General features: G+C 53.0%; 17 protein-coding genes and 1 tRNA gene. 8 read left to right on the top strand and 10 right to left on the bottom strand.

The genetic code is table 11. The features are described from left to right. Window positions 1–31 precede the first annotated feature (31 nt). Window positions 32–1,489 carry a cytosol nonspecific dipeptidase gene (gene pepD, locus M2374_RS16630; RefSeq protein WP_117342051.1) on the bottom strand — a complete coding sequence of 486 codons (1,458 nt, stop codon included), beginning with the start codon at window positions 1,487–1,489 and terminating at the stop codon, window positions 32–34. A 262-nt stretch (window positions 1,490–1,751) separates the two neighbouring features. On the opposite strand from pepD, the gene gpt reads away from it, so the two are divergent. From gpt to crl, 3 genes are all read left to right on the top strand, one after another. Next, a complete protein-coding gene (gene gpt, locus M2374_RS16635; RefSeq protein ID WP_115259349.1) occupies window positions 1,752–2,210 on the top strand; it encodes a xanthine phosphoribosyltransferase in 459 nt (152 codons plus the stop codon). Window positions 2,211–2,309: 99 nt separating this feature from the next. After that, window positions 2,310–3,554 (top strand): esterase FrsA, encoded by a 1,245-nt coding sequence (gene frsA, locus M2374_RS16640; protein WP_096758191.1) that lies wholly within the window; start codon window positions 2,310–2,312, stop codon window positions 3,552–3,554. Window positions 3,555–3,611: 57 nt separating this feature from the next. Further along, complete coding sequence (gene crl, locus M2374_RS16645) at window positions 3,612–4,013, top strand: sigma factor-binding protein Crl (protein ID WP_096758190.1); 402 nt, start codon at window positions 3,612–3,614, stop codon at window positions 4,011–4,013. Window positions 4,014–4,069: 56 nt separating this feature from the next. On the opposite strand, the gene phoE is transcribed toward crl, so the two are convergent. Beyond that, window positions 4,070–5,125, bottom strand: a complete 1,056-nt coding sequence (gene phoE / locus M2374_RS16650; RefSeq protein ID WP_181688450.1) for a phosphoporin PhoE — start codon at window positions 5,123–5,125, stop codon at window positions 4,070–4,072. A gap of 288 nt (window positions 5,126–5,413) precedes the next feature. On the opposite strand from phoE, the gene proB reads away from it, so the two are divergent. The 3 genes from proB (at window position 5,414) to M2374_RS16665 (ending at window position 7,972) form a co-directional block, all read left to right on the top strand. After that, window positions 5,414–6,517, top strand: a complete 1,104-nt coding sequence (proB, locus tag M2374_RS16655; RefSeq protein ID WP_096758188.1) for a glutamate 5-kinase — start codon at window positions 5,414–5,416, stop codon at window positions 6,515–6,517. 11 nt (window positions 6,518–6,528) lie between these two features. After that, window positions 6,529–7,782, top strand: a complete 1,254-nt coding sequence (proA, locus tag M2374_RS16660; protein WP_181688449.1) for a glutamate-5-semialdehyde dehydrogenase — start codon at window positions 6,529–6,531, stop codon at window positions 7,780–7,782. A 114-nt stretch (window positions 7,783–7,896) separates the two neighbouring features. Next, window positions 7,897–7,972, top strand: a tRNA-Thr gene (locus M2374_RS16665). 211 nt (window positions 7,973–8,183) lie between these two features. Here the strand turns inward: M2374_RS16665 and M2374_RS16670 are convergent. The 5 genes from M2374_RS16670 to puuD form a co-directional block, all read right to left on the bottom strand. Continuing rightward, a complete protein-coding gene (locus M2374_RS16670; protein ID WP_135912505.1) occupies window positions 8,184–8,720 on the bottom strand; it encodes a M48 family metallopeptidase in 537 nt (178 codons plus the stop codon). A gap of 200 nt (window positions 8,721–8,920) precedes the next feature. Continuing rightward, on the bottom strand, window positions 8,921–10,201 hold the full coding sequence (locus tag M2374_RS16675; RefSeq protein ID WP_181688448.1) for an FAD-binding oxidoreductase: 1,281 nt from the start codon (window positions 10,199–10,201) through the stop codon (window positions 8,921–8,923). Window positions 10,202–10,203: 2 nt separating this feature from the next. Then, complete coding sequence (puuC, locus tag M2374_RS16680; protein WP_153879437.1) at window positions 10,204–11,691, bottom strand: aldehyde dehydrogenase PuuC; 1,488 nt, start codon at window positions 11,689–11,691, stop codon at window positions 10,204–10,206. A gap of 139 nt (window positions 11,692–11,830) precedes the next feature. After that, entirely contained in the window at window positions 11,831–12,388 is a 558-nt protein-coding gene (gene puuR / locus M2374_RS16685; RefSeq protein ID WP_117342057.1) for an HTH-type transcriptional regulator PuuR, read from the bottom strand. 25 nt (window positions 12,389–12,413) lie between these two features. Then, entirely contained in the window at window positions 12,414–13,178 is a 765-nt protein-coding gene (gene puuD, locus M2374_RS16690) for a gamma-glutamyl-gamma-aminobutyrate hydrolase (protein WP_117342058.1), read from the bottom strand. 211 nt (window positions 13,179–13,389) lie between these two features. Between puuD and M2374_RS16695 the strand changes: the two genes are divergently transcribed. Beyond that, window positions 13,390–14,808, top strand: coding sequence for a glutamine synthetase family protein (locus M2374_RS16695; RefSeq protein WP_117342059.1), 1,419 nt, complete (start codon window positions 13,390–13,392; stop codon window positions 14,806–14,808). Between the two features lie 390 nt (window positions 14,809–15,198). Further along, window positions 15,199–16,608, top strand: coding sequence for an APC family permease (locus M2374_RS16700; protein WP_259155277.1), 1,410 nt, complete (start codon window positions 15,199–15,201; stop codon window positions 16,606–16,608). A gap of 134 nt (window positions 16,609–16,742) precedes the next feature. On the opposite strand, the gene M2374_RS16705 is transcribed toward M2374_RS16700, so the two are convergent. Genes M2374_RS16705 through M2374_RS16715 form a run of 3 tightly spaced genes read right to left on the bottom strand, consistent with a single transcriptional unit; the run spans window position 16,743 to window position 20,062 of the window. Further along, window positions 16,743–17,252: a hypothetical protein gene (locus M2374_RS16705; RefSeq protein ID WP_249418289.1), complete on the bottom strand. Its 510-nt coding sequence runs from the start codon at window positions 17,250–17,252 to the stop codon at window positions 16,743–16,745. 37 nt (window positions 17,253–17,289) lie between these two features. Then, window positions 17,290–18,858 (bottom strand): SUMF1/EgtB/PvdO family nonheme iron enzyme, encoded by a 1,569-nt coding sequence (locus M2374_RS16710; protein WP_117342062.1) that lies wholly within the window; start codon window positions 18,856–18,858, stop codon window positions 17,290–17,292. A gap of 28 nt (window positions 18,859–18,886) precedes the next feature. Beyond that, window positions 18,887–20,062: an ABC transporter permease gene (locus M2374_RS16715; protein ID WP_181688446.1), complete on the bottom strand. Its 1,176-nt coding sequence runs from the start codon at window positions 20,060–20,062 to the stop codon at window positions 18,887–18,889. Between the last annotated feature and the right edge of the window lie 18 nt (window positions 20,063–20,080).

Here is a 20,080-nt window from a genome sequence, read left to right on the forward strand (position 1 = left end):
AGCAGCGCCATCCGGCATTTATTGCTGGGACTTACTTCGCCGGAATAGACTTCAGCAGTTCAGTCAGCAGCGTCCAGTAATGGCCAACGCTTTCGATATGAACCTGCTCATCCGGGGAGTGCGGACCCGTGATGGTTGGCCCGATGGAAACCATGTCCATTTCCGGATACGGCTTCTTAAACAGACCGCATTCCAGACCCGCGTGGATAATCTGGATGTTTGGCGTCTTGTTGAACAGACGCTGATAGGTTTCGCGCACCAGGTGCATGACCGGCGAGTTCGCGTCCGGCTGCCAGCCCGGATACGCGCCTTTGGCTTCGGTTTTAGCGCCTGCCAGCTTGCCCAGAGAATCCAGCATGCTCACCACATAGTCTTTACCGCTGTCGATCAGCGAGCGAACCAGGCAGTGAATCTGCACGTTGTCGTCAGTCATGGTGACAACACCGACGTTCAGGGAGGTTTCCACCACGCCTTTTGCCACGTCTGAATTGCGGATCACGCCGTTTGGTGTCGCGTTCAGCAGACGAACAAAGGTATCGCGGGACTGAGCGGTCAGTGCGGCTTTGTCGTTAGAGACGGTATCCAGCAGCAGTGCCAGATTTTTCTCTTTTGCTGCCAGCTCGTTTTTCAGGATTTCCTGATAAGTGCTGACCAGCGCTTTTAACGCATCGACTTTATCTGCGGCAACAGCAAGGGTAGCAAAGGCTTCACGTGGGATCGCGTTACGCAGCGTACCACCGTTGAAATCAACCAGACGCAGATCCAGTTCTTCGGCGTGGCCAGCCAGGAAGCGTACCAGCAGCTTGTTGGCATTACCGAGGCCAACATGGATTTCGCCGCCGGAGTGACCGCCTTTCAGGCCTTTCAGCGTCAGCTTAAAGGTCTGGAAACCTGCAGGAATGGCTTCACGAGACAGCGGCAGATTGGCGGTGAAGTCGATCCCCCCAGCGCAACCCATGTAGATTTCACCTTCTTCTTCGGAGTCGGTGTTGATCAGAATATCTGCCTGCAGCCAGTTAGCCTGCAGACCAAACGCACCGTCCATGCCCGCTTCTTCGGTCATGGTCAGCAGAACTTCCAGCGGGCCGTGAACCACGCTGTCATCCGCCAGAACGGCCAGCGCAGAGGCCATACCGATACCGTTATCCGCACCCAGCGTGGTGCCACGGGCTTTCACCCATTCGCCGTCAATATAAGGCTGGATCGGATCTTTGGTGAAGTCGTGAACGGTATCGTTGTTTTTTTGCGGCACCATATCCAGGTGCGCCTGCAGAACAACCGGCTTGCGGTTTTCCATTCCTGCGGTAGCGGGTTTGCGAATCAGGATATTACCCACCTGATCGCGCTCGACGTGGAAACCTTTCTCTTGGGCCCAACTCAGAATATGTTCAGCGAGTTGCTCTTCATGGTAGGACGGATGAGGAATAGAACAGATTTTGGCAAAAATATCCCACAGCGGCTGCGGGGATAATTGAGACAGTTCAGACACGTTGAGTCTCCTTGGCGATGCCCTGCAAAATTGACTTACAGGCCACGGGGTTAGCAGAATTAAAAACACCACAAGTCAGGCTTGCGCGATGCAATTGAGAATACCACTTTCTCTGCTCACGGCTAGCAAAAAGCATGCAAAAAGAGGCCTGGATTCCGCTTAACACTGGTTTTTAGCGCGTCAGATCTCTATAATCTCGCGCAACCTATTTCCCCCTCGAACACTTTTTAAGCCGTAGATAAACAGGCTGGGACAACTTCACATGAGCGAAAAATACGTCGTCACCTGGGACATGTTGCAGATCCATGCACGTAAACTGGCAAGCCGCTTGATGCCTTCTGAACAATGGAAAGGCATCATTGCCGTTAGCCGTGGTGGTCTGGTGCCAGGCGCGCTGCTGGCGCGTGAATTGGGTATTCGTCATGTCGATACCGTATGCATCTCCAGCTACGATCACGACAATCAGCGCGAACTGACCGTTCTGAAACGTGCCGAAGGTGACGGTGAAGGTTTCATCGTAATCGATGACCTGGTTGACACCGGTGGTACCGCGGTTGCGATTCGCGAAATGTACCCTAAAGCGCATTTCGTCACCATCTTCGCTAAACCGGCAGGCCGTCCGCTGGTGAATGATTATGTTGTTGATATCCCTCAGGATACCTGGATCGAGCAGCCGTGGGATATGGGCGTCGTGTTCGTCCCGCCGATTTCAGGCCGCTAATCTAAATCGTTTTCAACGCCTGGCTATGCCGGGCGTTGTTCTTTTTGTGCCGTGTCAGGTTACACTATGCCTTAGTGAGTACTCATGGAGGCCGTAATTATGTCACAGGCTAACCTCAGCGAAGTCCTGTTTAAACCCCGCTTCAAACACCCTGAAACGTCAACGCTGGTTCGTCGATTTAATCACGGCGCGCAGCCGTCTGTGCAATCTGCCCTGGATGGCACAACCATCCCGCACTGGTACCGCATGGTGAATCGCCTGATGTGGATCTGGCGCGGCGTCGATCCGCGCGAAATCCTTGAGGTGCAGGCGCGTATCGTCATGAGCGAAGCAGAGCGCACGGATAAAGAGCTCTATGACACGGTTATTGGCTATCGTGGCGGGAACTGGATCTACGAGTGGGCGAAGCAGGCAATGGACTGGCAACAGAAGGCCATGGCAGAACAGGACCCACAAATTAGCGGACGCCACTGGCTGCACGCCTCTACGCTGTACAATATTGCGGCGTATCCGCATCTGAAAGGCGACGAGCTGGCTGAACAGGCGCAGGCTCTGGCGAATCGCGCGTATGAAGAGGCGGCTCAGCGCTTGCCCGGTAAGCTGCGCGAACTGGAATTCACGGTTCCCGGCGGTGCGCCGATCACCGGTTTTTTGCATATGCCAAAAGGTGACGGCCCGTTCCCGACGGTGCTGATGTGCGGGGGGCTGGATTCCATGCAAACGGATTACTACACCCTGTATGAACGCTATTTTGCCCCGCGTGGTATTGCCATGCTGACGCTGGACATGCCCTCGGTCGGTTTTTCGTCGAAATGGAAACTGACCCAGGATTCCAGCCTGCTGCATCAGCACGTATTAAAAGCACTGCCCAACATTCCCTGGGTCGATCACACCCGCGTGGCGGCATTTGGTTTTCGCTTTGGCGCCAACGTGGCGGTACGGTTGGCGTATCTCGAATCTTCGCGCCTGAAAGCGGTGGCGTGTCTGGGGCCGGTAGTGCATGCGCTGCTCAGCGACCCGCAGCGGCAGGCAAGCGTCCCGGAAATGTATCTTGATGTACTGGCCAGCCGTCTGGGTATGCACGACGCCTCCGATGACGCGCTGCGTGTCGAGCTCAATCGCTATTCATTAAAGGTACAAGGCCTGCTGGGCCGACGTTGTCCAACGCCGATGCTGTCGGGCTTCTGGAAAAACGATCCGTTTAGTCCGGAAGAGGAGTCTCGCTTAATCACATCGTCATCTTCTGACGGTAAGCTGATGGAGATCCCGTTCAACCCGGTGTATCGCAATTTTGATAAAGCGCTGCAAGAAATAACCGGATGGATCAATCATAGATTGTGTTAATAGATTGCTAAATTTTATTGATTTGGTAAAACAGTTGCTTCACCTAAGGAGATCGCAATGACGTTACCGAGTGGACACCCGAAAAGCAGATTGATCAAGAAATTCACCGCGCTTGGCCCCTACATCCGGGAAGGGCAGTGCGAAGATAATCGATTTTTTTTCGATTGTCTGGCTGTTTGCGTCAACGTGAAACCCGCGCCGGAGAAGCGTGAATTCTGGGGCTGGTGGATGGAGTTAGAAGCACAGGAAAAACGCTTCACGTACAGCTACCAGTTTGGTTTGTTTGATCAAGACGGCAACTGGACCGCCGTGCCCATCAAAGAGACTGAAGTGGTAGATCGACTGGAGTACACCTTACGTGAGTTTCATGAAAAATTGCGTGGGTTGCTAACGTCGCTGAATCTGGCGCTGGAACCTGCGGACGACTTTAAAGATCAGCCGGTTAAATTAACGGCATAGTGAACAGCAAAATGCCGGATGGCGGCGCAACCCCATCCGGCATTTTTTATGTTAGATCAGAACTGGTAGGTCATCCCCACTGCGACGATATCATCATTGTTGATGGCCAGCTTATTATCGCTATCCAACTGGTTGATTTTATAATCAACAAATGCTGACATATTCTTGTTGAAATAATAGGTCGCGCCAACGTCGATATAATTCACCAGATCTTCATTACCGATACCTTCAATATCTTTGCCTTTCGACAGCACATATCCCAGGGACGGACGCAGACCAAAATCAAACTGGTACTGAACCACTGCTTCGACGTTCTGTGTTTTATTGGCGAAGCCACCGGATATAGGCGTCATTTTGCGCGTTTCAGAGTACATCGTGGCAATATAAATATCGTTGGCATCGTATTTTAAACCGGTTGCCCAGGCTTCGGCTTTATCGCCCGCGCCACGGTTTTGCAGATTCTGCTGATTGGTACGATCGGAATTGGTATAGGCGCCGCTGATGGCGAAATCGCTGCCGCCAAAGTCATAGGTCACCGACGTACCAAAACCGTCGCCATTCTGTTTTTTCACATCGCGGTCTTCGTTTTTACCCTGGTATTGCAAGGTGAGATCCAGGCCATCAACGACGCCGAAGAAGTCGGTGTTACGGTACGTCGCCAGACCGCTGGCGCGTTTGGTCATGAAGTTATCGGTCTGCGCGGAAGAGTCCCCGCCGAACTCCGGGAACATATCGGTCCACGCTTCAACGTCGTACAGCGCACCCAGGTTACGACCGTAGTCGAAGGAACCGAGGTTTTTCAATTTCAGACCCGCGAAGGCCAGACGTGTTTTTTGCTGGTTAGAATCGCTTTCGGCTTTATTGCCTGCGAACTCTGCTTCCCAACGACCATAACCGGTCAGCTGATCGTTAATTTGAGTTTCGCCTTTAAAACCAAAACGGATATAGCTTTGGTCGCCGTCTTTGCTGTCATTATCGGTCATGTAGTGCATGGCTTTAACTTTGCCGTACACATCCAGTTTATTTCCGTTCTTATTATACACTTCCGCTGCCTGTATGGATGCCGATGCCATAATACCCATCACCACTAATGCCAGAGTGCTCTTTTTCATTTTCATTCCTGATTTAAAGTACGCGCGAATATTTACTGGGTGTGTTCCCCGTTCAAAGACAGGAGGGTTTTTAACGTCTGGCAATGAACGTTTTATGACAAAGTAAGAATATTTTTAAAAAAGAATGTTTATTTGTTTCTGTCATAAAAACGTCAAAACTTGCCGCTACGCTTGCTGATCCTGCGCAATAAAATTTCATGCTTTGTGCGCTGGCTGTTGGCAACCGGGGCCAGTCCTGCTAAAACGTTCGTTTGATATCATTTCCCCAATCTTGAATGGCAGAGAATCATGAGTGACAGCCAGACGCTGGTGGTAAAACTTGGCACCAGTGTGCTAACGGGCGGATCGCGCCGCCTGAACCGTGCCCACATCGTAGAACTGGTCCGCCAGTGCGCGCAGCTCCATGCCGCAGGGCATCGCATTGTTATTGTTACATCGGGCGCGATTGCCGCCGGGCGTGAGCATCTTGGTTACCCTGAACTCCCGGCAACGATCGCCTCTAAACAGCTGCTGGCGGCGGTAGGGCAGAGCCGACTGATTCAACTCTGGGAACAGTTGTTCTCCATTTATGGCATTCATGTCGGGCAGATGCTGCTGACGCGTGCGGATATGGAAGACAGAGAACGTTTCCTTAACGCTCGCGACACGTTACGTGCGCTGCTGGATAACAACATCGTTCCTGTCATCAATGAGAACGACGCGGTGGCAACCGCCGAAATCAAAGTCGGTGATAACGACAACCTGTCGGCGCTGGCGGCGATTCTGGCCGGGGCCGATAAGCTGCTGCTGCTCACCGATCAGCAGGGCCTGTTCACCGCTGACCCGCGTACCAATCCGCAGGCTGAGCTGATTAAAGATGTCTACGGGATTGATGACGCGCTGCGGTCTATCGCCGGAGACAGCGTCTCTGGCCTCGGCACCGGCGGTATGGGCACCAAACTGCAGGCGGCAGACGTGGCCTGCCGCGCCGGTATCGACACCATTATTGCCGCAGGCAGCAAGCCTGGCGTGATTGGTGATGTAATGGAAGGCGTGTCCGTGGGGACGCGTTTTCATGCTCAGGCTTCTCCGCTGGAGAACCGCAAACGCTGGATCTTCGGCGCACCGCCCGCCGGGGAAATCACCGTCGATGAAGGCGCAACCTCAGCCATTCTGGAACGCGGCAGTTCGTTATTGCCCAAAGGCATTAAAAGCGTGACAGGCAACTTCTCTCGTGGTGAAGTGATTCGTATCTGCAATCTTGAAGGGCGCGATATTGCCCACGGCGTCACTCGCTATAACAGCGACGCGCTGCGCCGTATTGCCGGACACCACTCTCAACAGATTGACGCGATCCTCGGCTATGAATATGGCCCGGTTGCCGTCCATCGCGATGACATGATCACCCGTTAAGGAGCAGGCATATGCTGGAAAAAATGGGCATTGCTGCCAAAGCAGCGTCGTATAAGCTGGCGCTACTCTCCAGCCGCGAAAAAAACCGTGTGCTGGAAAAGATTGCCGATGAACTGGAAGCACAAACCGAAAGCATCCTCAGCGCTAACGCACAAGACGTTGAGCAGGCGCGGGAAAACGGTCTGAGTGAAGCAATGCTTGACCGTCTGGCGCTGACCCCGGCACGTTTGAAAGCCATCGCCGACGACGTACGTCAGGTGTGCAACCTCGCCGACCCGGTCGGGCAGGTGATTGACGGCGGTCTGCTGGATAGCGGCCTGCGTCTGGAGCGTCGTCGCGTCCCGCTGGGCGTGATTGGCGTGATTTATGAAGCGCGTCCTAACGTCACCGTTGATGTCGCCTCCCTGTGCCTGAAAACCGGCAATGCGGCGATCCTGCGCGGGGGCAAAGAGACGTACCGGACAAATGCGGCAACCGTGGCAGTGATTCAGCAGGCGCTGGAGGCCTGTGGTTTACCGGCGGCCGCCGTTCAGTCGATTGATAATCCGGACCGCGCACTGGTCAGCGAAATGCTGCGCATGGATAAGTACATCGATATGCTGATCCCGCGCGGCGGCGCAGGCCTGCACAAACTGTGTCGCGAACAGTCGACTATTCCGGTGATCACCGGCGGTATTGGCGTTTGTCATATCTATGTGGATGAAAGCGCAGATATCATCGCCGCACTCCGGATTATCGTTAACGCCAAAACCCAACGCCCGAGCACCTGTAATACAGTCGAGACGCTGCTGGTGCACCAGAATATCGCCGGACGCTTCCTGCCCGTGCTGAGCCAGCAGATGGCGCAAAGCGGCGTCACGCTGCATGCTGATGAGGCCGCGCTGACTCAATTGCAGGCCGGTCCGGCCAACGTGGTGGCGGTAAAAGCACAAGAGTACGACGATGAGTTTCTGTCGCTGGATCTGAACGTAAAAATTGTCAGCGACTTGGATGAGGCCATCGGCCATATTCGCGAACATGGCACCCAGCATTCCGACGCGATCCTGACGCGCGATATGCACAACGCCAACCGCTTCGTTAACGAGGTGGATTCGTCTGCGGTGTACGTTAACGCCTCCACCCGTTTTACCGACGGCGGCCAGTTTGGACTGGGTGCGGAAGTGGCAGTCAGTACGCAGAAATTACACGCACGCGGACCGATGGGGCTGGAAGCACTGACCACGTACAAGTGGATCGGCTTCGGTGACGACACGATTCGTGCGTAATTGAAACCGGGTGATGCAAAAATAGGCGTTTGATTCGCAAGGCCATTGACGCGTCGCCCGGTTAGTTTTAACCTTCTACCCCGTGTTCACAATCGTGGGCATGTCTTTATCAGTGCCGATATAGCTCAGTTGGTAGAGCAGCGCATTCGTAATGCGAAGGTCGTAGGTTCGACTCCTATTATCGGCACCATTTCAAACTCTTCCCAGGTCTACCGAAATCAACTCAAAGTCCGTGTTTTTCCGCTTCTGACATGTTTCTAAAACTCCAGCGTTAATCGGCCTCAGCCGACATCACGTTCCTGTTGGTGGCATCAATGGGGGCATTCTGTGTTCGGTTCAGAAAGATGCCCCCAATGAAGATAAACGCACGCCTTTGCCGCTATTTCTCGTTCCTCTCTGGCCTATGACTCAGGGTGCCCGTCGATCGCGGCTTTAAGGTCGCGATATTCTTCGCATTGAGTGCCGCAGAGGGTTTTAATGGTGGCCAGTTCCGCTTTTGCCAGATCGGGGCGACCCTTAACCATCCATGCCTCACCGAGGTATTCGCGTACTTTGGCATAATGCGGATCAAGGGCAATCGAGCGTTGATAATAGCCAATCCCTTCATCCGTACGACCCAGTTTGCGGGTGGCATAACCCCGATAGTTCCAGGCCTCACGCGTATTGGGTTGCTGTAAGGTATCGAGTAAATTGATAGCGTCCTGATAGTGACCGGTTTTCGCCAGGTGATACGCATACTGTGTTTTATCCTGATCGTCGATCATACTGCTTTTTTCTGGTAAACAGTTTTTGGTTTTGTTGTCGTAAACTTGGCCCTTCGGGCAGGTTGGCGTCGTGGTATCGTCATTTCCCATGGCGTTTACCGAAGCTGAATAGAGCAGCCCGCTTGAGACCAGACAAATCAGCGGCAGATATTTTGTAGCGAATTGCATTTTCATGATCCCGTCCTGTGCGTGTGTGAAGGGAGATTCCGGCATGCCGGAACAGTACAGGGCATGCTTTTATTGATTATTGATGTCAAAAAATGACCTGCCGTTTATTTTTGTAGTACTTCACGAACGTTGCCCATCACCGTGTTCCAGAAATAAAAAAACGCACAGGGGGATCGCCCTGTGCGTCGGGTTTACAGCCCAAGAACTTAAACCCCAAGGCGATCGCGTAAGCTGTAATACGCCGCCCCCATGGCGGTAAACGGAATACGCAGGCTGCGTCCGCCCGGGAACGGGTAGTGGGGCAGTCTGGCGAATGCGTCAAAACGCTCGGCATCGCCGCGCAGCAGTTCGGAAATCAGGCGTCCTGCCAGATGGGTACAGGTCACGCCGTGACCGCTGTAACCCTGCATATAATAAATATTGTTATTGAGGCGGCCGAACTGCGGCATGCGCGATAGCGTCAACAAGAAATTCCCGGTCCAACGATAATCAATTTTCACCCCTTTCAATTGCGGGAAGGTCTTCAGCAGCTTCGGCATTAGCAGGCGTTCAATATCGTCCGGGTCGCGTGCGCCGTAGACCACGCCGCCACCGTACAGCAGGCGGTTATCGCCGGTCAGACGGTAGTAATCCAGCAGGTAGTTACAGTCTTCCACGCAGTAGTTTTTCGGGATCAGCGAGCGCGCCATCTCGGCGGACAGCGGTTCGGTGGTTAATACCTGCGTGCCGCACGGCATACTGCTTTTGGCAAGCGTCGGTTCCAGTTTGTCACCCAGATAGGCGTTGCCGGCAACAATTACATAGCGTGCCGTGACCTGACCTTGCTCTGTGCTGACCACCGCCGGGCTGGTGTGCTGAATACGGGTAACCGGTGACAGCTCGAAGACGCGTCCACCGTTTAAGCGGATGGCGTCGGCTTCACCAATCGCCAGGTTCAGCGGATGAATGTGGCCGCCGCTGTGGTCGAGCAGCGCGCCGACATAACAATCGCTGTTAACCTCACGACGAATTTCGCTGCTGTCCAGCAACTCGAGTTGCGTATTGCCGTAGCGCTCCCAGTTAGACTTCTGCTCCTCCAGCGTCTCCATCTGCTTGTGGTTTAGCGCTACAAACAGCCCACCGGGACGGTAGTCGCAGTCGATCTGATAGCGTTTGATCCGTTCGCGGATGATGTTACCGCCTTCAAACATCATGCTGCCGAGCATTTTGGCGGTGTCCGGGCCGTAGGTACGTTCGATGACGTCGATATCGCGACTGTAGGAGTTCACCAATTGGCCGCCGTTGCGCCCGCTGGCACCGAAACCAATCCGCGCGGACTCCAGCAGCACCACGTCATAGCCCATCTCGGCTAAATGTAGGGCAGAAGAGAGCCCGGTATAACCGCCTCCCACGACACAAACATCACAGCTGACCGACTCGGTGAGGGTAGGAAATGGTTCGTATTGATTGGCGCTTGCGGCGTAATAACTGCGAGTATGTTCAGTCATGATTAAGGCTCCAGGGAGATCCAAATAGTTTTCAGTTCGCTAAATTTTTCCAGTGCATGCAGGGATTTATCGCGCCCGTTGCCGCTTTGCTTGTAGCCACCAAACGGCACGGTCATATCACCGTCGTTGTAGTTGTTGACGAATACGGAGCCGGCTTTCAGGCGACGACTCATGCGGTGCGCGCGCGACAGATCCCGGGTCCAGACCGCCGCGCCAAGGCCGTAGTCGCTATCGTTGGCCAGCGCCAGAGCTTCGGCTTCGGTCTTGAAACGGGTGATGACCAGCACTGGACCGAAGATCTCATCGCGGCTGACATGGGCCTGTGCTGGGGTGTCGATAAAAATGGTTGGGCCAATAGCCGCAGGATGAACGTGACTGCGGCCATCCAGTGCAAGCGTTCCCTGCGTTTCACCGTCGCGAATAAAATTGTGCACGGTATCGGCATGTGCATTGTCGATAAGCGTTCCCATCGTGGTATCGGGATCAAGCGGGTTGCCTGGCTGCCAGTTTTTTGCCTGCTCTTTTAGCAGTGCAATGAACGCGTCGGCAATACTTTCCTCCAGCAGCAGACGCGTACCGGCGATACACACCTGGCCCTGGTTATAGAAGATACCTGCTGCCGTGGCGGCGGCGGCTTTCGCCAGATCCGGGCAGTCAGCAAATACGATGTTGGCGCTTTTGCCGCCGGCTTCCAGCCAGACGCGTTTCATGTTGCTGTCGCCAGCGTCTTTAAGTAGTTGCTTGCCGGTGCGGGTGGAACCGGTAAACGTAAGTACATCGACATCCGGATGTTGCGACAGCGCCTGGCCTGCTTCATGGCCGTACCCGCTAATGACGTTGAGGACGCCATCGGGTAAGCCCGCTTTTTTTGCCAGCGCGGCAAGGCGAATAGCAGTCAGCGGTGATTTCTCCGAAGGTTTCAGAATCACGCTGTTCCCCGCTGCCAGCGCCGGGCCGAGTTTCCAGCAGGCCAGCAGCAGGGGGAAATTCCATGGCACGATGGCGGCAATCACTCCTACCGGCTCGCGCACGATCAGCGCCAGATCGTTCACCGAGGTGGCGGCCACTTCGCCATACACTTTATCAATAGCTTCGGCGTACCAGCGGATGGCGCGTGCCGCACCGGGAATATCATCACGCAGGCTATGGCGAATAGGCTTACCGGTATCAAGTGTTTCCAGTAGCGCCAGCTCCTCGTGATGCTGCTCCATTAAATCCGCGAGCGTGTTCAGTACCGCCTTGCGCTGAGCAGGCGATGCCTGTGACCAGTCGCCGCGTTCAAATACCGTGCGGGCGGCGGTGACGGCGCGCTCCACATCCGCATGTTTACCGCGGGCGACTTTGGCAAGCGGGCGCTGTCCTGCCGGATCAAGCGTAATAAAGGTTTCGTTATCGGCGGCAGCGCAATATTCACCGTTAATAAATAAACGGGTTTCCGGTGAATAATGGCTGGCTTTCTCACGCCAATATTTTAAATTCTGAAAGTTCATAGCTACTCCTTTTATTTCAATAAGATAAAGTTCGTTGCTGATCTTTTTCAGGCAAAATCAGGCTGCACGATGCCCCAGGGATTAACCCTGTTAATACGCGTTATTTAAGAAGGCCTGAGAAACTCAGGCCGTAACTCTTTTAGAACGTGGTGGGCGTGTGGGCACTGATAATGCGGCAGATCCCCGCCGAGGTGTTGCTGAAGCTGTGGGGTATGCCGGTGTTAATGGCATAACTTTGTCCTTCAACAAGATGATACGTTTGACCGTTGATGGTCAGTATCACTTCACCTTCCAGTATTGTCCCAATCTCTTCACCCTGGTGTTTAATTCTCTCCCCGGTCGTCGTGCCTGGCTGATAGGTTTCAAAAATCATCGCCAGCGTACGATTAGGATTGCCGTTGTGAATCAGTTTCATGGATACCCCCTGACTGCCGATCTCAATCAGATCATCCTGATTGATAACCACCTGCGGTTCGTCAGGTTTTTCCGGGTCCGCGAAGAACTCGGAGAGCGACAGCCCATAGACTTTCAATAGCTTTTGCAGCGTACTGATAGCAGGACTGACTTTATCCTGCTCTATGGTGCTGATGGCGCTATGCGTTAATCCAGACAGTTCGGCGGCACGACGCTGCGAAAGACCCAATTGCTGGCGGATCTCTGACAGACGTTTACCCGGCGCCAGGCCGTCATCGCTCATAATTGCATTTCCTTAACAGTAGTGGTCAGAGACGCTGTTTTTCAGCGAGATGGTTCTGACATGCGGTGATAAAACCTTCAAGCAACAAACGCGACAGGGCGTATTCGCTACTGTTCCATTCCGGGTGCCACTGCACGCCGAGCGCGAAAGGATGGTCGTGAGCGCTAACGGCTTCGACCAGTCCATCCTGCGATCGTGCTTCTATACGTAGCTGCGGACCAAGGGTTTTTGCGCCCTGGCCATGTAAGGAGTTAACCCAAAACGTGTTGCAACCTGGTATTAACTGAGACAGCAATCCTCCCTGCTGAACCTGGACTTCATGAGATGGCGCATATTGCTGCTCCACCGGGAGTTCCGCGTCTTCACGATGCTCCAGGAACTGTGCGTGATCGCACAGGCGACGATACAGAGTCCCGCCGGTGGCGACAACTAATTCCTGTAAGCCCCGGCAGATGGCGAAAATGGGAATGCGCCTTTCGAGTCCGGCGGTAATTAGCGCCATGCTCAGAAGATCACGCCCAGGATCGGCGTCAGGCTCATCGCCATTTTCACCATACAGGTGCGGCTGCATATTGCTCGGGCTCCCTGGCAGAAAAATACCGTCCAGTTTAGGTAATAAAGCATTCAGTAACTCTGGCTCCGCCAGTGCATGCGGCAGGGCAATCGGTAATCCACCGGCATTCAATACCGCATTCAGGTACTTTTCTTGCAGAGTCTGGGTCTCATGACCCTTAAGCCTGTTCCTACACATCACGACACCAATAACTGGCTTGTCAAATATATTGCCCATGATCGACCTCACGTTTTGGAATAAATTATTGCCAAACGGTTCCTTGTTGTGCAATTTCGTTCAATATTTTCTCAATCTAGCAGCGGAATAACCTTCTAGCAAACTTAATTTAACATTTGACAAACAAATCCTTTGCATCCAGAGTCGAAGAGTGGACATTATATTTAACATTAAAAACGCAGATCAGCATCCATAGCAACGGCGGTGAATCATGGAAACCAATATCGTAGAAGTTGAGAATTTTGTGCAGCATTCTGAAGAGAGACGAAGTAGCGCGTTTGCGCGTGAAGTTAAGCAGTATCTGGAGCGTTATCCCAACACGCAGTTTGTCGATGTGCTGTTAACTGACCTGAACGGCAGCTTTCGCGGCAAACGTATCCCGGTATCGGGCTTGCATAAGCTGGAGAAGGGCTGTTATTTCCCGGCATCCGTGTTTGCGATGGATATTCTGGGCAATGTAGTAGAAGAAGCAGGATTAGGGCAGGAGCTGGGGGAGCCGGATCGCACGTGTGTGCCGGTGCCCGGTACGTTAACCCCATCGGCTGCCGATCCGGAATATATCGGGCAGATGATGCTGACGATGCTGGATGAAGATGGCGCTCCCTTTGACGTTGAGCCGCGGAACGTGCTGAACCGACTCTGGCAGAAACTTCGCCAGCGCGGCCTGTTCCCCGTCGTAGCGGTAGAGCTGGAGTTCTATTTACTCGATCGTCAGCGTGATTCCGAAGGCTATCTTCAGCCGCCCTGTGCGCCGGGCACTGGCGATCGCAACACCCAAAGCCAGGTTTACTCCGTAGATAACCTCAACCACTTTGCCGATGTACTGAATGATATTGATGAACTCGCCAAACTGCAGCTGATCCCGGCCGACGGCGCGGTGGCCGAGGCTTCTCCCGGACAGTTTGAAATCAACCTCTACCACACTGATAACGTGCTTGACGCCTGCGACGATGCGCTGGCGCTAAAACGCCTGGTGCGACTGGTGGCAGAGAAGCATAAGATGCACGCCACCTTTATGGCCAAACCTTATGAAGAGCATGCCGGCAGCGGGATGCATATCCACATCAGTATCCTGAATAATAAAGGCGAGAACGTGCTGGCCGAGGCGGACGGCGAAGATTCCGCGTTATTAAAGCGTGTGCTGGCCGGGATGATCGATCTGATGCCCGCGTCGATGGCGTTACTGGCACCGAATATGAACTCGTATCGCCGTTTCCAGCCGGGCATGTATGTGCCGACCCAAGCCTCCTGGGGGCATAACAATCGTACGGTGGCGTTGCGCATTCCGTGTGGCGATCGTGACAGCCACCGGGTTGAGTATCGTGTGGCCGGGGCGGACGCCAATCCGTATCTGGTTATGTCGACCATTCTTGCCGGGATCCTCCACGGTCTGGATAACGAGCTGCCGTTACAGGAAGAAGTGGAAGGCAACGGGCTGGAGCAGGACGGCGTGCCGTTCCCGATCCGCCAAAGCGATGCCCTGTGGGAGTTTATGCAAAACGACCCTTTGCGTGAATTACTCGGTGAGCGTTTTAGCCATGTTTATCACGCCTGTAAAAACGATGAGCTTATCCAGTTTGAACGTCTGATCACTGACACCGAAATTGAGTGGATGTTGAAAAACGCCTGATGATGTTGCTACTGCCCGGGGGACTATGTTGTCCGGGCCTGCAGCAATCGTGCGTGATTAAAAAATAGATGTCGCATCATGCGGTCTGCGCGGAGCCAGCCCGTACATATTGCAGGAATACTGCCATTTCCCGGCTGTCGCGTAATGGAGCGGATTGCGACAACGGGTCTTCAGATAACCGACAGAGTTTGTGACGAGGAAATGAGATGATGCCAATGTTTACACATCAGCCCGGCGCGAGCATCCAAGGCTCCCGCAGTCAGTACGGACCGCAGTTGTGCCGTGCCGCCGTATTGACACCTTTCTTGATGGGATCCACCCCGACGCGCCCCAGGTTTGCTGTACCGACGTTCCGAACGCAGACCTGGGCCCGTGTCGGGGAGGATCGTCATGACGACTAATTCCGCCGAGAATCTTTCTGCTCAGACGGGCAAAACACAGCTGCGTAAATCCCTCAAGCTGTGGCAAGTTGTGGTGATGGGGCTGGCCTATCTCACGCCAATGACAGTGTTTGATACCTTTGGTATTGTGTCGGGCATCAGCGATGGCCATGTTCCAGCCTCTTATCTGCTGGCGCTGGCGGGGGTATTGTTTACCGCGATCAGTTACGGCAAGCTGGTGCGCCAGTTTCCGCAGGCCGGTTCGGCCTATACTTACGCGCAAAAGGCGATTAACCCGCATGTCGGGTTTATGGTCGGCTGGTCGTCGCTACTTGACTACCTTTTCCTGCCGATGATTAACGTCCTGCTGGCCAAAATTTACCTGTCCGCCTTGTTTCCGGAGGTCGCCCCCTGGATTTGGGTGGTGATGTTCGTTGTTATCCTCACCGCGGCCAATTTAAAAAGTGTTAACCTGGTGGCGAACTTCAACGCGCTGTTCGTGCTGGTGCAGGTAGCGATTATTGCGGTGTTTATTTTTCTGGTGGTACAGGGGCTGCATAAAGGCGAAGGGGTAGGGACCGTCTGGTCGCTGCAACCGTTTATCAGCCAGAATGCGCATCTGATCCCGATTATCACCGGGGCGACCATTGTCTGTTTCTCGTTTCTCGGGTTTGATGCGGTGACCACGCTGTCTGAAGAGACACCGGATGCTGCACGTACCATCCCGAAAGCCATTTTCCTCACCGCCCTGTACGGTGGGCTAATCTTTATTTCGGCCTCGTTCTTTATGCAGCTGTTCTTCCCGGATATTAGCCGTTTTAAAGACCCTGACGCGGCGCTGCCGGAGATTGCGCTGTACGTCGGCGGTAAGCTGTTCCAGTCTATTTTTCTGTGTACGACCTTTGTGAATACGCTGGCGTCAGGCCTGGCGTCGCACGCCAGCGTCTCTCGTCTGCTGTATGTGATGGGGCGCGATAACGTCTTCCCGGAGAAATATTTCGGCTACGTGCATCCGAAATGGCGCACGCCTGCGCTGAACGTCATTATGGTCGGGATTGTGGCGCTGTCGGCGTTGTTTTTTGACCTGGTGACCGCCACGGCGCTGATTAACTTTGGTGCGCTGGTGGCATTTACCTTCGTCAATCTGTCGGTGTACAACCACTTTTGGCGGCGTGAAGGGCGTAAGCACACCTGGCAGGAAAAACTGCATTATTTGGTATTGCCCATGGTTGGCGCAGCGACGGTTGCCGTGCTGTGGATAAACCTGGAGGCGACGTCGCTGACGTTGGGGCTGGTGTGGGCAGGGTTAGGGCTGGTGTGGGCAGGGTTAGGGCTGGTGTATCTCGCGTACTTGACCCGGCGCTTTCGTAAGCCGCCGCCGCAGTTCGACGCCGCGAAAACCGAACGTGCCTGGGAGTGATGTTCCCTCTGATGGGGACCAACGGACAGCGTTGTAACATGCACTTGTTATAACAGGGGCGCGTCGTGAAGATGCGCCCCTGTTGCTGCATTTCTGTTGTCGGACAGAACACCTGGCAGGTAGGATTGGTCGTGTTATTTGTTGATTAAGTCGATAATACGATCGCCATCGGTATCTTCTTGTGACACCCGACTGAAAATACTGCTATCACTTTGCGTGCCTATCTTAATCGGTTCTTTACAGTCTTTGTGGAATACTTTTTTGCCATTTTTTGTGACGACAACGCCAGACATGTCACCGTGTTGTTCCTTGTTATAGACAATATATTCGTATGCTCCTTTTACGATTCGAATCCAGTATAAAGAACCTCCGGCGATCATTCCTGCGCTGTAATAGGCTGTGACCCCAGGCTGATTAGTCACAAGATTGAGTTCCGCCGTAGGGGATGCGTTGGTTCCCAACGCGTATCCTGCAGCATCCTGGGCAATAAAAGCGCTGGCGAATTTATTATTGGTTAATAAGCATTCAAGCGTTAATTGTTCCTGATCTTCTGCAGTATAAGATTCTGCAGAAACATTCTGGGCGGTGGCAAGATAGCATAAGGTAATTGCCGCTATTTTTAAGCTTAATTTCACGTTCTTCATTCCTTAATAAACATGTGTGTTTAATCACCGGTGTGAATTAGTTACCACTTTTAATTTGTTTGCAGGTTTCCAGCCAACCCGCGGTATCAATTTTTCCGTTTGCCAGGTATTTTTGCTGATTCTGCCAATGTGCGGCGAGGAAGGGCTTAAGCCCAGAGAGGCGTTTATTCAGGGTGAGCATTTGATCGAAAACGGTCACTTCCTGTTTTAGACCCTCTTGGCCATAAAGCGTGGCGGAGTCAACCAGACTGCTAGCGTAGTAACTGGTTAATTGCTGTAAGCGGTCAGTTTGTTCACCGAGTTTGGTTTTTCGGATTGCACAGTTTTTGTCACTACTGTCTTTGTCCTTGCACAGCAATTCATAGTTATGGTTCAGGAAGTCCAGGAAGCGGCCATCATCCTGCAACTTTGTGCACAGGAAGGAGCCTAAATTAAGGCTGGCACGAATCGATTGTGCACGCTCTTCTTGCTGCTGTTGATTGCTGGCGCGAAGCTGGTTTTCCAGATCCTTAAGTTTCTTTTTGAGCTCAGTATCTTCAACGCCGGATGCCAGGCTTCCCAGTGCTTTCGCGGTGTCTTTTGATTCGTCATTTTTCTTATTTACTCCCGGCTTTTCTTCACCGAGTGCGGCCCAGTTTTTCTCCAGCAACTTCACGCGGTCTGTCGATGTAACGACCGGGGACACCATGACCAGTCGCAGGCCAGTCGTTTTGCTGGTGAAAGGATGGGCATCATCGTAGTAGTTAATTTCTTTACGGGTGGCGCTACGGATATCAGACTCATTTGACATAACGCTGCCTCCACGCACGACAAAACCACCTGCCTGGCCGTGCAGCCGGTTGATCTTATTGAGATAAAATGGAGTAAACATCATCTCAGAAACGTTACCCAACATATCATACAGGCCGAGGGGGTTAGGGTTTAACAGGCCAACCAGCTGTACTTTGCTATTCGAGGACTGTGAGCCGGAATACCACTCGTAATTTTTCATATCATCCATCGGATAGTGAGAGTCGCGAAACTCTGCACTATTCACTTTCAGGCCGCCACGTGCCGCAAATTCCCATTCGACTTCTGTGGGCAGACGCAAAAATCCTGGATTACTCTCTTCCTTCGGCAGCTTGTCGAGAGCATTACTACGTAGCCATTGGTTATATTTATCGGCGAGGTTTACTGCATCAAACCAACTGATATTGGTTTGCGCGATGCTCAGCTTGCGTGATGGGGTCGGGCAGTTACTGCTGGTTAATGCTTGATATTGCAACGCCGTCAATTCATATTTGGCCATCAAATAGTAACGACCCTTACTTTTTTTTGATTCAGTAAAGCTACCGGCAATAAAAGTTGGATAACTGTGTTCGACAAAGCCCCATTCCCCGCCATCTTCCCCTAAAGTAACAGGAATATCATCAAGAGGGCCTGATACCGGGATCTCGACCCGACGGAATACCATCGAACCTTCGCAGGGCATTGGTAAAATAATGTCTTCGCTGTCGGGTTTAGGATTATAGGTTTTATCCGCCCACGGCTCTGCCAGCACGGGTGACATCTTCACAAGCAGGGCAAGCGCCAGCCAGCGAGATAATGTGGAAGGGGTAAGGGCCATGAACGATCTCCGCAAATGATAAATAGGGTTATACCTCGCGCAGGCTTTGCGCAGGCTCAATATTGATGGCGCGATAAGCGCCGATGCTGGCGACCAGTATGGCTACAACAAGAGTCAGTAACAGGGCCACGAGGCCGTGTAATGGCGTGATCTTGCAAAGCATCTGATCTGTTGCTTGTCCCCCGGCTAACGCCTGGTTAAATACCTGGCTGGCTAACAGATAAAGGCCAAAGCCGCCGACATAAGCCATCAGGCTGAGTAGACAGCCCTGGACAATGACATAGCCACCCACTGCCGGGCGAGTGAAACCAAGCAGACGGAGTACGGCAATATGCTTACGCTTACGATCGACATTCGCGATAAATGAGCCGACAAGCGAGGTTATACAGCCAACCAGTGCAGTAGCAGCGATGGTATTAAAAATAATGCCCAATACCCGGTTGATGCTTTTGACATTTTCAATATCCGCCAGGCGACTGGTTGTCTCGATACGCTGTGCCCTGAGATCGCGTTCCAGGCTAGCCACCTGGTCAATATCATGGGCATACAATCTGGCGCGGGCATAGCGCGGCGGTTTGCTATTGAGTTGAGCACCACTTATGCTTCCGAGTTCAGTTACCGCATAACCATCGCGGAAATGTTCAATAGCCAGTAATAATGAAGGCTGAGTAAAGATGGCGGCGCGGTTGAAATAGGTCGCAGGTAAAATGCCCACGATAGTGACGCTTTTACGACCCCATTCCCGGCGTTCGTCAAGCAACCGACTCACCCGTATATTGATGGTATCGCCCACCCTCGCTGCCAACTTTCGCGCGGCTTCCTGGGTAACGATCACGTCACTTTCCTGATGAATCTCCAACTTACCCAGTAAAGGATCACCTACGGATGTGGGAATAACTTCTGCATTTTCAATAAAGTGAGAGATATCAGTTTGCAAATCGGCGAGTGTGTTCAGCGATCGTGTTTGTCCGATAGCGAAGCCTACATCGGGACGTTGTTGCAGCTGTGTAATCCAGTTCTGATCATAGCTACCGCTACTCAGCATACGAATCTCAAGGTTGCGAGGGTCACGGGTGAGATCTTCTTGTAACTGGTCCACAATCCCAAAACGTAGGCCAAAAAGGAGGAGTAAAGGCGCAATGACGGCGACAAGAGAAGAAACGATGCAAAATGAGATGATGCGATCGTGCCACAGATCTTGCATGGCCAGGCGGCCTACTAG

The sequence above is a fragment of the Citrobacter sp. JUb117 genome (assembly GCF_024809055.1).
GTDB lineage: Bacteria > Pseudomonadota > Gammaproteobacteria > Enterobacterales > Enterobacteriaceae > Citrobacter > Citrobacter gillenii.